The 13,248-nt window shown below is 68.2% G+C and carries 8 protein-coding genes; 3 read left to right on the forward strand and 5 right to left on the reverse strand.

All coding sequences use genetic code 11. From position 1 onward, the window contains the following. Positions 1 to 167: 167 nt before the first annotated feature. A complete protein-coding gene (locus AABM56_RS12570; protein WP_133860745.1) occupies positions 168 to 1,088 on the forward strand; it encodes a sensor domain-containing diguanylate cyclase in 921 nt (306 codons plus the stop codon). Here AABM56_RS12570 and AABM56_RS12575 read toward each other — a convergent pair. Together AABM56_RS12575 and AABM56_RS12580 are read right to left on the reverse strand one after the other, a co-directional pair. After that, entirely contained in the window at positions 1,085 to 1,393 is a 309-nt protein-coding gene (locus AABM56_RS12575) for a hypothetical protein (protein ID WP_133860746.1), read from the reverse strand. The two genes, AABM56_RS12570 and AABM56_RS12575, sit on opposite strands and share 4 nt — an antisense overlap. A 144-nt stretch (positions 1,394 to 1,537) precedes the next feature. Continuing rightward, positions 1,538 to 3,157 carry a methyl-accepting chemotaxis protein gene (locus tag AABM56_RS12580; RefSeq protein ID WP_133860747.1) on the reverse strand — a complete coding sequence of 540 codons (1,620 nt, stop codon included), beginning with the start codon at positions 3,155 to 3,157 and terminating at the stop codon, positions 1,538 to 1,540. A 225-nt stretch (positions 3,158 to 3,382) separates the two neighbouring features. On the opposite strand from AABM56_RS12580, the gene AABM56_RS12585 reads away from it, so the two are divergent. Continuing rightward, positions 3,383 to 6,469 carry an ATP-binding protein gene (locus tag AABM56_RS12585; protein WP_347883292.1) on the forward strand — a complete coding sequence of 1,029 codons (3,087 nt, stop codon included), beginning with the start codon at positions 3,383 to 3,385 and terminating at the stop codon, positions 6,467 to 6,469. Here the strand turns inward: AABM56_RS12585 and AABM56_RS12590 are convergent. Next, positions 6,466 to 7,776, reverse strand: a complete 1,311-nt coding sequence (locus tag AABM56_RS12590; protein ID WP_347884125.1) for an APC family permease — start codon at positions 7,774 to 7,776, stop codon at positions 6,466 to 6,468. The genes AABM56_RS12585 and AABM56_RS12590 overlap by 4 nt on opposite strands. Positions 7,777 to 8,176: 400 nt before the next feature. Here AABM56_RS12590 and AABM56_RS12595 point away from each other — a divergent pair, with 400 nt between their 5' ends. Then, a complete protein-coding gene (locus tag AABM56_RS12595) occupies positions 8,177 to 11,098 on the forward strand; it encodes a PAS domain-containing protein (RefSeq protein ID WP_133860749.1) in 2,922 nt (973 codons plus the stop codon). A gap of 9 nt (positions 11,099 to 11,107) precedes the next feature. On the opposite strand, the gene AABM56_RS12600 is transcribed toward AABM56_RS12595, so the two are convergent. Both AABM56_RS12600 and AABM56_RS12605 read right to left on the reverse strand, forming a co-directional pair. Beyond that, on the reverse strand, positions 11,108 to 12,040 hold the full coding sequence (locus AABM56_RS12600) for a transporter (RefSeq protein ID WP_166655890.1): 933 nt from the start codon (positions 12,038 to 12,040) through the stop codon (positions 11,108 to 11,110). Positions 12,041 to 12,128: 88 nt separating this feature from the next. Further along, a complete protein-coding gene (locus AABM56_RS12605; RefSeq protein WP_263259390.1) occupies positions 12,129 to 13,121 on the reverse strand; it encodes a helix-turn-helix transcriptional regulator in 993 nt (330 codons plus the stop codon). Positions 13,122 to 13,248 lie beyond the last annotated feature (127 nt).

Genomic DNA, 13,248 nt, shown 5'->3' on the forward strand with positions numbered 1-13,248 from the left:
CTGTCAAAGGCAGTGCCTGGCGACCGCTGCCATTCGTCGGCAGGCGCTCCGCGCCACTGCGCCTGCTGCCGGTCCGCACCAGGCGACGGGTGACCTGATGAAGGGCCTCATTTTCCAGGCTGGCGGGCCGATAGCCTGAAAACCCACGCGACTGCCAGGCCCTGCCCATGTCTCCTGCCGATTCCGATGTCGATCTGCGCGCCCTCCTCGATTCGATCCAGGAATTCATCATCGCCAAGGATGGCCGCGGGCGCTGGTTGTTCGTCAATCGCATCGTGCTCGAGGCCTACGCCATGCTCGGCTTCGACTACGTGGGCATCACCGATGCCGAATTGATCGAGCTGTTTCCGGATCATGCCCAGGCCTTCGCCTATAACATCGAGACCGACGAGCGCGCCTGGCGCAATGGTGTGGCCACGCAGATCGAGAAGTCCTTCATGGGGCCGGATGGACGCATCAATACCTGGGAAGTGATCAAGACGCCTCACTTCGATGCCCAGGGCGGACGCCAGCTGCTGACCATCGTCAGTCGCAATGTCACCGAGCGCAAACTGGCGGAGACCGCCCTGCAGGACAGCGAAAGACGCTTCAAGTCCCTGGCCTACCTGGATGCCCTGACCGGCATCCCCAATCGACGCAGCATCCTCGACCAGATCGTCGGTCACCTGGCGGTCGCCTCCCCCCAGGCGGAGTGCGCCCTGTTCTACCTCGACCTGGACAGGTTCAAGGCGATCAACGACGAATTCGGCCACGAGGTGGGAGATCGGCTGCTGGTGGCCTTCGTCACCCGGGTCAGCGCCTGCCTGCGCCCGGACGATCTGCTCGGGCGGATCGGTGGAGACGAATTCATCGTCTTCCTGCGCGACACTTCCGCAACCACCGCCCTGGCCCTGGCCGAGCGCCTCTGCCTGGCCCTGCAGGAGCCCTGGACGCTGCAGGACATCTGCCTGGCGACCACCTCTTCCATCGGCATCGCCCACGGCGCCGCCGGCAGCCTCAACGTCCACGAACTGATCCGCCGCGCCGATGGCGCCCTGTACCAGGCCAAGCGCGCCGGGCGGGCCCGGGTGGTGCTGGCGGACGGCTAGAGCCGCTCCGTCGGCTGGGCGCGGATCATGATCTCGCGCTGGCGAAAGGCCTTTTCCAGACGGTGCCGATAGCCTTCCCACCAGGCTCGATCCAGGGCCTCGGTCATGACCTCGTAGACCAGCAGCTCGTCGTCCTCGACGCGCTGCGCCTCGTCCTGGCACAGGCCCTCCACCGGTGCCCGGCTGAAGGCGGTCAGCCCGCCGAAGCGCGCGACTAGTTCCTCGCGCACCTCCTGGAACAGCGCCCCGGACAGGCGCTGGCCGTCATTGTCGTTCAGGGGTAGCAGCAACTGGACGAGGTACATGGCCATCTCTCCTGGAGTAGTGGGCTGCAGACCCCCTGGGCCCCCGGGCGGGTTCCCGTCCATTGATCCCCTGCCCGCACGCCAGAAATGCAAAGGCCCTGCCGAGGAGCGCTCGGCAGGGCCTTTCACCACCGTTCAGTCGGATCAGACCGAGAAGCGGCCGACCAGGCGATTCATGTCCACCGCCAGGCGCGAGACCTCATGGGCGGCGGCGGCGGTCTGGTGCGCCCCGGCCGAGGTCTGGATCGACAGGTCGCGGATGCTGACCAGATTCTGGTCCACCGACCGGGCGACCTGGGCCTGCTCTTCCGAGGCCGTGGCGATGAGGAAATTGCGCTCGTTGATCTCGGTGATGGAGCGGGCGATCTCCTCCAGGGCCGCGCCCGCTTCGTTGGCGATCTTCAAGGTGGCGGTAGCCTCGTCGCGGCTGCGTTGCATGGCCTGGACAGCGCCTTCCGAACCACTCTGGATGCCGCCGATCATCTGCTCGATCTCGCGGGTGGATTCCTGCGTCCGGTGGGCCAGGGCCCGCACCTCGTCGGCGACCACGGCGAAGCCACGGCCCTGTTCGCCAGCCCGGGCGGCCTCGATGGCGGCGTTCAGCGCCAGCAGGTTGGTCTGCTCAGCGATGCCGCGGATCACGTCGACCACGGTGGCGATGCCTTGCGCCTGCCCGGCCAGGGCGACGATCTGCTCGCTGGTATGGGACACGGTGCCGGTCAGCGACTGGATGGCGTTGACGGTCTCGGTGACGCGAGCCGCGCCCAGACCGGTCGAGCGCTCCGACTGTTGCGCGGACGTCGAGGCCGAGGCGGCGTTGCGCGCCACCTCCTCGACGGCGGCGGTCATCTCGTTGACCGCGGTAGCCGCCTGCTCCACTTCGCTGTTCTGCCGTTGCAGCCCACGGCTGCCCTCTTCGGTCACGGCGTTCATCTCTTCGGCGGCGGACGCCAGCTGCGTCGAGGCTTCGCCGATGTGGCTGACGGTATCGCGCAGGGTCTGCTGCATCTGCACCGTGGCGCGCATCAGGTCGGCCATTTCGTCGCGGCCCTCTGCCACGGCCGCGACCCGCAGATCACCCTCGGCAATGCGGCGGTTGACGGCCAGCACCTGGTGCAGCGGCTGCAGGATGCTGCGGGTATAGAGCGTGGCCAGCACCACGGTGAGCACCACGGCCACGGCGGAAATGATCCCGAGCAGCCAGAGGTTATGGCTGTAGGTCTGGGTCGCCAGTTCGCCGGCCTGCTTGGCGCCGCGCTGGTTGAAGTCCGCCAGGGCCACGATCTTCTCTTGCAGGTCGTTGGTCAGCGGCCGGATGTTGGCATTGACGTAGGCGGTCCCTTCGCTGGCCGGACGGGTCCGGGCGAGGGTGACGATCTCGTCGAGGCGCGCATCGTAGGCCTTGGCGCCGGCGGACACGGCATCGGCCAACCGCTGCTCTTCAGGCGAAGCCACCAGGGCCTGGTAGGCCGCCACCTCCTGCTGCAGATGGCCGCGCGCCTGGGCGATGGTCGCCGCGGCGGTCTGCTTCATCTGCTCGTCTTCAGAGGCCACCATGCGCAGGGTTTCCAGACGCAGCCTGAGAACGAGGGAGTCTATCTTCGCCGTCTGGGCGATGCTGGCCATCCAGTTGGTCTCGACATCCTGCTCGGCTTTGTACAGCGCGTTGAGGCCCACGGCCGAGGTGGCCGCCAGCACCAGCAGCAACAGGGTAACGGCGGCAAAGCACACGGCCGAGCGGGCCGACAATTTCAGGGTACGCATGGCGCGACTCCAGGTAGGAAAGGCATGTTCACCCCTTCTGTTCGGCGCTACCGTCACTGGCTGAATAGCCACCCATCGGCGATCGACGGCGCACCCACCAGGAGCTGCAGGCTAGAGCCGACGCGGGCTCCAGGACGATGCAGCAAGCTGACGAGCAGCCGCCGCCCTGGCCAATTGCCATGCGCAGTCGGGCTAGAATGAGCCTTTTCCTCAATCGAAATCCCCATGCCGCCGACGAAGCTTCGCCCTGCGCGTCTGGTCCCCTTGCGCAATCGCCTGCTGGCCATCGCCTTCGCCGGAATCGTGCCCCTGGCGCTGGTGGCCGGCCTGGGGCTCTGGCTGCTCGTCCAACACCAGCAGCACGAAGCCGAACAGCGAGCCCTGGAGTCCAGCCGCCAGGCGGCCACCACCATCGAAAGCGAATTGCGCCGCTCGGTGACCATTCTCCAGGCATTGGCCGAGTCGCCCCTGTTGCGGACGGGTGACCTGAGCGATTTCGACACCCTGGTCGGGCGCATCCTGCCGCTGGTGCCAGGTTGGCGAACGGTGCTGCTCGCCACGCCGGAGGGCGAGGTCGTCCGGCGGATATCGAGCGTCAACCGGCCCGCAGGCGGTCCTCTCGCCGAACCGGACAGCTTTGCCGAGGTGCTCGCCCAGCGCCGGCCGGTGATCGGGCAACTGGGCCGCGGACCCGCCGGGCTGCTGGCCTTTCCGATCCGGGTCCCGGTGCTGCGCGAAGGTCGGCTGAATTTCGTCCTGACCGCGGTGATGACACCGGAGAGCATCCGCGCGGCGCGCATGGCCCGCGCCCTGCCCAAGGACTGGGTGGGCTCGGTATTCGATCGCCATGGCCTGCGCGTCGCCCGTACCAGCCTGCACGAGGAGAGCCTGGGCGAGCCGGCCCTGCCAGCTCTGGCCGAGATCCTGGCCCAGCCCGGCGAAGAAGGCGTCGGTACCGTCCGTACCCGGGAAGGTCACGAGGTCTATACGGCCTTCGTGCGCCTGCCCGATTCCGGCTGGACCGTGACCACGGCGATCCCCACCGAAGAGGTGGCCGCAGCCGCCAATCGCTCCTTCGCGCTCTATGGCGGCGGCCTGGTGCTGTCGGTGGTCTTCGCCTGGGCGATGGCCCTGCTGCTGTCGCGGCGGATCAGCCGGCCGGTGCAGGCACTGCAAGAGGCCGCCCAGGCGCTGGGGCAGCGCCTGCCGCCGGTGCTGCCCGACAGCGACGTGCTGGAGATCCGCCAGGTGGGCGAAGCGCTGCTGACCGCGGCCGAAGCCCGCCGGCTGATCGAAGAGGAACGCGACGACTACTTGCGCAACCTGCAACTGAGCCAGGAGCAGCTGCAACTGCAGGTCGCGGACCTGGAGGTCCTGCAGCGGCTCAATCATCGTCTGCTGCAGTTGCCCTCGCTGCCGCAGCAATTGCAGGAGATCCTCGCGGTCCTCTGTCGCTTCCACCAGACGTCCCTGGGCTGCGTCTCGCTACTGGAAGACGGCAAGCCGCCGCAGCTGTATTTCGCGGCCGGTTTCTCGGCGGAAGATCAGGCGCAGCTGGCCACCCTGCCCCTGGCGGAAAGCGCCTGTGCCGCCGCGCTGCGCAGCGAAGCCCGGGTGGTGGTGCCGGCGCTGGCGGCCGCACCCGAGTTCGCCGCCCTGGCCGCCCTGGGCCAGCGCCTGGGCTTCGCCGCCCTGCATGCCGTGCCCCTGCGCAGTACCCTGCACGGCACGCTCGGCGCCATCACCGTCCACCTGCCGGAAGCCCGGGAACCCACGCCGCGCCAGCAGCGCCTGGCCGACCTGTGCGCCTCCAAGGCGGTGCTGGTGATCGACCGCGCCCGCATCCAGGAGGCCGCCCTGCGTTCGCAACGCCGGTTGCGGGTGGCCCTGGAAAGCTCCCAGGTCTCCTTCGGCATCGCCGTGCCCGCCGCCGCGGGTGCCTTCAACTGGGACTATCTCAACCCCATCGGCGCCACCACCCTGGACCTCGACGGCAGCGCTGCGAACGCCCGCCTGCCCTGGGCCAGTGCGCGGATCCTGCAGCTCTGTGCGGAGCACCAGGCCGGTGAGGCGGCCTGGTCCGTGGAAGTGCAAGGTGCCGATGCCAGCGGCGCCAGTTGCTGGCTGCAGATCAGCGCCACGCCCTTCGACGGCAACGTGGCGGTCTGGTTTCTCGACATCAGCGAGCGCAAGCGCCAGGAGCAACAGCTACGCGACAACGACCGGCAAAAGGACGAATTCCTCGCCGTGCTGGCCCATGAATTGCGCAATCCGCTGGCCCCCATTCGCCAGGCGGCGGCGCTGATCGCCGCGCCCCAGGCCTCGGCCGAACAGCAGCGGCGCAGTTGCCAGACCATAGAGCGACAGGTGGAACGCATGGGCGCCCTGCTCAACGATCTGCTGGACATCTCGCGCATCACCTTTGGCCGCATCACCCTGCACAACGCCGTCGTCACCCTGCAGACGGTACTCCAGGCCGCCGCCGAGGCGACCCGGGCGCCCATGCAGGAGAAGCGCCAGACCTTCGCGCTGCACTTGCCCGAGGCGCCCCTCTGGCTGCATGCCGATCCGCTGCGCCTGGAGCAGATCTTCATCAACCTGCTGGGCAACGCCGCCCGTTACACCCCGGTAGGAGGCCGGATCACCCTCGCCGTGCAGGCGAGCGAGACCGAGGTGCGGGTGGACATCGCCGACAACGGCATCGGCATCGCCCCCGAGCGCCTGGCGGACCTGTTCCAGATGTTCGGCCAGCTCGATCCGCGCCTTACCGAGCGCTCGCCCGGGCTGGGCATCGGCCTGGCCCTTTCCCGCGAACTGGCGCGGTTGCAGGGTGGCGACATCAGCGTGACCAGCGCTGGCCTGAGTCAGGGCAGCCGCTTCACCGTGAGCCTGCCGCTCGCCGCAGCGCCGCCCGCCAGCGCGCTGGAGGCGGTGGCCGCCGCTTCGGCAGCGCCCGCCACCCGCCGGATCCTGGTCGCCGACGACAACCCCGACATCGCCGACACCATCGCCGAACTCCTCGAGCTGGATGGCCACGAAGTGCGGGTCGCCTACGATGGCCAGCAAGCCCTGACGCTGTTCCAGAGCTATGGCCCCGAGATCGTCATCTCCGACATCGGCATGCCGGGCCTGACCGGCCATCAATTGGCCCGGGCGATCCGCGCGACCCCGGCCGGCCAGGCGGTCAGGCTGATCGCCATGACCGGCTGGGGCCAGCCCCAGGACCAGGCCGAGGCCCTGGCGGCCGGCTTCGATCATCACCTGACCAAGCCAGCCGACATGCGGACCCTCTACGCCCTGGTGGGCGCCTAGGCGTTGACCCGGCGCGAACCGGTCAGCCGCGTCAGCCCATAGAGCGCCACGCCCACCAGCAGCATCAGCCCGGCGCGCCACCAGGTCGCGGCGCCCTGCTGGGCCAGCAGCAGCGCACAGGAGCCCAGGGCCAGTACCGGAAAGAGCCAGTGGACGCGGAAATGCGCATGCTCGACCCGGTCGCGCTTGAGCACCAGCACCGCCAGGTTGGTACTGATGAACACCACCAAGAGCAGTAGCACCACGGTTTCGGCCAGCACATCCAGGGTACTGGTATAGGTCAGGGCGATGGCCACCGCGGTGGTGGCGAGGATGGCGATCCCGGGGGTCTGTCGCCGCGGCAGCACCCGGCCGAGTACCGGCGGCAGCAGGCCCTGGCGGGCCATGCCATAGGCCAGGCGGCTGGCCATGATCATGGTCAGCAGTGCGCCGTTGGCCACGGCGATGAGGGCGATGACGGCGAACACCCGGGTCGGCACCCCCAGGCCCGAGGCACCGAGCACGTCCATCAGTGGTGCGCCCGACGCCTTGAGCTGGTCGACCGGCAGCACCAGGGCGGCGCCGGCGCCCACCAGCATGTAGACGATGCCGGCGATGACCAGGGCGCCAAACAGCGCTCGCGGATAGACACGGCTCACGTCACGCACCTCCTCCGCTAGATTGGCCGAGGTCTCGAAGCCGACGAAGGAATAGAAGGCCAGCAGCGAGGCACCGAGGATGGCCACGGTGGCCGAGGGCGCGTCCACTTCCAGTAGCCGCGCCGGCTCGCCCTGTCCCTGGACGACGAACCAGGCCGCCGCCGCGACGATGATCACCAGGCCTGACAGCTCGATCAGGGTCATCACCAGATTGACCGACAGCGATTCCCTGATGCCCCGGGCGTTGAGCAGGCCGATGAGCACTAGGAAGGCCAGGCAGACCCAACTGGCGGGCCAGGGCACCAGTGCCTGCAGATAGCCTCCGGCAAAGGCCACCGCCAACCCTGCCGCACTGGTAACCCCGGCGGCCAGCATCGAGAAGCCCACCAGGAAGGACAGCCAGGGCCGCCCGAAGGCTCTCTCGGCGAACACCGCCGCGCCCCCCGCCCTGGGGTACTTGGTGACCAGCTCGGCATAGGACGCCGCGGTCAGGAGGGCGAACAGCAAGGCAACTAGCAAGGGCGCCCAGATGGCGCCGTCGACCCGCCCGGCGATGGTACCCGCCAAGGCATAGACACCCGCACCCAGGACGTCGCCGAGGATGAAGAACAGCAGCATGGGCAGGGTGATGGCGCGTTTGAGCGTCGCGGTTGCAGGGGAGGATTCCATGGTCATGCTCGAAGTGCTCCTGCGCGGTCCGTTCGGGAAGGATTCTGGCGATCCCAAGGGCCGCCGCTTGCTTTCGTAGAGGTCGCCGACGGCAAGCGGGTTCCGAGGTGCCATCGCTCCTCCCCTGCCGCAAGGGGTCGTTTCCTCAGCGCCACCCAACAGCCGCGTGCCAGCCGCTGCCGTCGGCCGCCTCCCCTGCCCCGCTCTATCCCGGCGACCTCTACGCCCTGGCCGCTTCGCTTGGTCGCAGCCGCAATCCGGGCAGTAGCCGGGCCGTTCCTTCCGCCCAGCCTGCCGATCAGCGGCAAGGCCTATCCTGCGTCGCACGAGGCCGCCACACTCTGCCGCTTTCGTGGTCGAACGATGCTCAGACCGCTTTTTCCCGAGGATCCCCTGCAAGATGAGTGAGGCACCCCTGGCAACGCTGACGCGCGAGGAACTCGAAGCCGAAGTCCTGCGTTTGCGCGCCGCCCTGCGGTCCACCGAGGACCGCGCCGTGGCCCCGACCGGCGCCATCCGCCGGCCCAGCAAGGCACGCAGCCGCGCCGTGCTGGAGAGCACCACCCAGTTCGCCATCGTGGTCTGCGACTCCGAGGGGCTCATTACCGACTGGAATCCCGGTGCCGAGCAGGTCATGGGCTGGACCGCCCAGGAAATGATCGGCCAGGATGCCTCGCGTTTCTTCACCCCGGAGGACCGTGCCAACCGTCGTGCCGAGTACGAGATGGCCAAGGCCCTGCGCGACGGCAGCGCCATCGACGAGCGCTGGCACCTGCGCCAGGACGGGCAGCGCTTCTGGGCGTCCGGCGAGATGATGGCGCTGAACGATGACGACGACGAGCCCCTCGGCTTCGTCAAGATCCTGCGTGACCGCACCGAAGAACACCTGGCGGGCCTTGCGCTCAAGGAAACCCAGGAACGCTATCGCCTGGTCGCCGAAGCCACCAACGATGCCATCTGGGACTGGGACTTCGCCTCCGGGGCGGTGCTCTGGAACGAGGCGCTGCACACGGCCTATGGTCACACCCCCACCGCGGTCGAATCGACCAGCGACTGGTGGCTGGGCCGGATCCACCCGGACGATCGTACCCGTATCGCGGCCTCCATCCACGCGGTGATCGACGGCGACGGCCTGGTCTGGACCGATGAATACCGCTTCCAGCGCGCTGATGGCTCCTACGCGCTGGTGTTCGACCGTGGTCGGGTGATCCGCGACAGCTACGGTCGCCCGCTGCGGATGATCGGCGCCCTGCTGGACATGAGCCAGCTGCAGACGGCCGAGACCGCCCTGCGCAAGAGCGAGGAACGCTTTCGCGCCATCATCGAGACCATCGGTTCGGCCTTCGCCATCGTCCAGGTCAAGTTCGACGCCGACGACAAGCCCATCGACTACCGCTTCCTGGAAGCCAACCCGGCCTTCGAACGCCAGGCCGGGGTCAACCTGCGCGGCAAGTGGGTGACCGAATTCGCCCCCAACCTGGAACAGTTCTGGTTCGATACCTACGGCCACGTGGCCAAGACCGGCGAGCCGGCGACCTTCGAAAACTACGCCAACACCTTCGAACGCTGGTTCGACGTGCGCGCCGTACGGGTGGGCGATCCCGACGAGCGCCAGATCGCCATCCTCTTCAGCGACGTGACCGAGCGGCGCAACGCCGAGGAACGGCTGCGCATCAGCGAGGCCCTGGCGCGGGAAAACATCGAGCGGGTACAGCTGGCGTTGTCCGCCGGCGCCATCATCGGCACCTGGCACTGGGACCTGCCCACCGACCGCTTCACCGTGGATGAAGCCTTCGCCACGGTCTTCGGTCTCGATCCGCGCCTGGGTCGCGAAGGTCTGAGCCTGGCCCAGGTGGTGACCAACGTCCATCCCGACGACAAAAGCGGTCTTGCCCACGCCATCGACGGGGTAATCGCCCAGAGCGGTCCCTTCGCCCACCAGTACCGGGTACGGCGCGCCGACGGCAACTACTACTGGATCGAGGCCAATGGCCGGGTCGATCACGCGGCCGACGGCACCCCGCTGCGTTTTCCCGGGGTGCTCATCGACGTCGAGGAGCGGCGGGCGATCGAAGCCGAGCGGGACAAGGCCCTGGCCGCCTTGCGTACCCTCAACGAGACCCTGGAAATCCGGGTGGCCGAACGCTCGGCCGAACTGATGCAGGCCGAGGAAAAGCTGCGTCAGTCGCAGAAGATGGAAGCGGTCGGCCAGCTCACCGGCGGTCTCGCCCACGATTTCAACAACCTGCTGGCGGGTATCTCCGGTGCCCTGGAGCTGATGGAGACGCGCATCGCCCAGGGGCGGTTGCGCGAACTCGATCGCTACCTGATCGCCGCCCAGGGCGCGGCCAAGCGCGCCGCCGCCCTCACCCACCGGCTGCTGGCCTTTTCCCGGCGCCAGACCCTGGCGCCGCGGCCGGTGGACGTCAACCAGCTGATCGATGGCCTCACCGAACTCATCCAGCGCACCGTGGGTCCTGGCATCCAGGTGGAGACCGTCGGCGCCGCGGGCCTCTGGCCGGCCCTGGTGGACCCCAGCCAGCTGGAGAATTCACTGCTCAATCTGTGCATCAATGCCCGCGACGCCATGCCCGAGGGCGGTCGCATCACCATCGAGACCGCCAACCGCTGGATGGATCGCGAGAGCGCCCGCGCCCAGGATCTGCCGGAAGGTCAGTACCTGTCGCTGTGCGTGACGGATACCGGGGTGGGCATCGCGCCGGAGGTCGCGGCCCGGGTGTTCGAGCCCTTCTTCACCACCAAGCCCATCGGCCAGGGCACCGGTCTGGGCCTGTCGATGATCTATGGCTTCGCGCGCCAGTCCGGCGGCCAGGTACGGCTCTACTCCGAGATCAACCAGGGCACCACGCTGTGCATCTATCTGCCGCGCTACCTGGGCGAGGCGCCGACCGACGAAGGCCTGACCGCGCGCCGGGAGGTGGCTGGCAGCACCCAGGGCGAAACGGTGCTCATCGTCGACGACGAACCGACGGTGCGGATGCTGGTCGTGGATATCCTCGAAGACCTCGGTTACGCGGTGATCGAAGCGGCCGACAGCCTCACCGGCTTGAAGATCCTGCAATCGGACGTGTCGCTCGACCTGCTGATCACCGACGTCGGCCTGCCCGGCGGCATGAACGGTCGGCAGATGGCTGAAGCGGGGCGCCAGTCGCGTCCGGGCCTGAAGACGCTGTTCATCACCGGCTATGCCGAGAATGCCGCCATCGGCAACGGGCATCTGGACCCGGGCATGGAAATCCTCACCAAGCCCTTTGCCATGGACTCCCTGGCAGCCCGGGTACGCGAGATGCTAGGCGTCTAGCACGCCGCCCTAGAAGCTGGCGCCGATTTTCAGCGCCACGGTATAGCCCTCGGCCCGGTTGCGCGTCTCGAATTCCTTGTAGGCGTGCAGCCAGATGGCCGGCAATCCCGAGGAGGGATCGAAGAAGCTGAGCGCCGGCCCCAGTGCCAGCGTCCGGGCACGGTTGCCGCGGGTCAGGCCGGGAGCGTCGTCGTCGCTGAGCTGGCGGTAGTAGTAGCCGCCCAGCCCCGCGGTCCAGGGACCGAAATGCTGGCCGACGGCGAATTCGTGGCGATACTCCACCCCGCTGCGATAGTCGGTGGCCGCGTTGCGCGCATTGATGTCGACCTGGAAGCTGGACGACAGCTCCAGTCCGCTCGGGCTGATGTAGCTGGCGTTGAGGATCGGCGAGACCGTCCAGTGGTTGGTCCCGGGGCTGACCAGCCGATTCTTGTCGTAGTCGCCGGTCGGCGCCTGGATCGACAGCTGGGTGTTGATGCCGACGCCGGGCGCCGGCTCCCAGGCGAGGATCAGCGGAATCAGCTGCAGGTCGGCGGGACGGAACAGCTCTGTGCTGTCGCTGAACACGCGCTGGCCGCCAGCGTTGATGCCGAGATCGGCGTCCATGCGAAAGAACACCGAGACCGCACCGAAGCCGTAGCGCGCACCGAACAGCTGCTGGTCGGTCATGCGCAGGTAGGCCAGGCCGATGGCCAGGACATTGATGTTGAAATCGTTGCCATCGTCCTTGCCATGGCTGTCCTTGATCACCCGTGCCTGGTAGTCGCTGAAGCGCATGCCGAAGGTGCCGACGGGCGTCGACGGCGGCATGAAGCCGGCGCCGAAGTCCTGCACCCCGGCTGCGGTGGTCGGCATGCCCTTTTCGGTGGCATGGGTAGTGGCGGCCAGCGCGGCGAGCGACAGGACGGCGGCGCGGGTCAGCATTCCGGGCAGAGACGGCATGGCGGGATTCCTCAGGGCATTCGAGCGGGCGAGCGAGGCCTCACCGGGTGCGTGAGCGCCCGGTCTTGGCATAGGGATCAGGGGAGGATCAGTCCGGTGCGGCGGCGACCTGTTGCGCGATCTGCGCCTTGCGGTTGACGCCGAGCTTCTCGTAGATGCGCCTCAGGTGATGGCGGACCGTGGCCGGCGCCATGCCCAGGTTGCGGGCGACTTCCTTGTAGGTCTGGCCAAGGGCGAAACACTGGGCCACTTCCAGTTCACGGGCACTGAGGCGTTCCGCCGAACTGCGCCGGCGCGCCTTGAGCAGTAGCAGATCGCCCAGCGGCTGGGCATCGAGCTGCAGGGTGCGGCCCTGGTAGGTGCCCTGGGGATCACAGGCGGACGGCAGGCGATTGCCGTGCCAGCCCTCCCATTCCCCCGCCAGCAGGGCGGCGAAGCCGGGCTCCATGGACAGCAGCACGCCATAGCGATCGCACACCGCCAGGGCCGTTTCGTCGAAGCTGCCCTGGCTGTCTCTCAGGGTCGCCAGGGTGCGCAGGCAACTCTCGCGCTCGGCATGCAGCAGGTGGGGCATCAGCCATTCCACCAGTTGGCATTCCAGCGCGGTGAAAGGCGTGGCGGGATCTTCGCGGAACAGCGTGAGGTGCACGCCCAGGCGGGTCTGGTCGTCGGTGAGCACGATGCGCAGGCCATGGGCCAGGCCATACCGCTGCCCCAGGGCGGCCAGGGCCGGCGCGGCCGTCTGGTCCCGGCAATCGAACAGCTGACAGCGGCCCTGCTCCTGATGCAGGTCACCCAGGGCGCGGTCGTCGGCCTTGAGGGCATCCCATTCCCGGGTATAGCTGCGCGGCAGCCCCAGCAGGAAGGTGCTGTGCGCCACGGGGGCGCCGTCGCGCCAGGCGGAATTTCCCCACCAGGCCTTGTCGAAGGCGACCAGGCACTGCAGCTGCTCCAGGGCCTGGGCATGGAATTCGGTGATGGCCCCGCCACGCAGGCGGGCTTGCAGCGCCAGGACGACCTGGCTGAAGCGCGCGACCACCGCGCTGGGCACACTGCAGGAAACGACGGCTGACTGATCCATGCTACCCCCATTGTTTTGATTGTCTTTGGGTAGGATGCCGGCCCCCTGACGGGGCCTGGCTTGGGTCCGAGTCTACCGTACCGCTGCGGCGCGCCTATCGTTCAGATGCAGGATAGGCCGCCCTCTG

Source organism: Pseudomonas aestiva, from assembly GCF_039908605.1.
In the GTDB taxonomy this organism is placed as follows: domain Bacteria; phylum Pseudomonadota; class Gammaproteobacteria; order Pseudomonadales; family Pseudomonadaceae; genus Chryseomonas; species Chryseomonas aestiva.

Bases quoted from the DNA above. Each gene is read 5' to 3' on its own strand.
- AABM56_RS12585 (WP_347883292.1), top strand. From the start codon at position 3,383: ATGCCGCCGACGAAGCTTCGCCCTGCGCGTCTGGTCCCCTTGCGCAAT.
- AABM56_RS12605 (WP_263259390.1), bottom strand. From the start codon at position 13,121: ATGGATCAGTCAGCCGTCGTTTCCTGCAGTGTGCCCAGCGCGGTGGTC.
- AABM56_RS12580 (WP_133860747.1), bottom strand. From the start codon at position 3,157: ATGCGTACCCTGAAATTGTCGGCCCGCTCGGCCGTGTGCTTTGCCGCC.
- AABM56_RS12575 (WP_133860746.1), bottom strand. From the start codon at position 1,393: ATGTACCTCGTCCAGTTGCTGCTACCCCTGAACGACAATGACGGCCAG.
- AABM56_RS12590 (WP_347884125.1), bottom strand. From the start codon at position 7,776: ATGGAATCCTCCCCTGCAACCGCGACGCTCAAACGCGCCATCACCCTG.
- AABM56_RS12600 (WP_166655890.1), bottom strand. From the start codon at position 12,040: ATGCCGTCTCTGCCCGGAATGCTGACCCGCGCCGCCGTCCTGTCGCTC.
- AABM56_RS12595 (WP_133860749.1), top strand. From the start codon at position 8,177: ATGAGTGAGGCACCCCTGGCAACGCTGACGCGCGAGGAACTCGAAGCC.
- AABM56_RS12570 (WP_133860745.1), top strand. From the start codon at position 168: ATGTCTCCTGCCGATTCCGATGTCGATCTGCGCGCCCTCCTCGATTCG.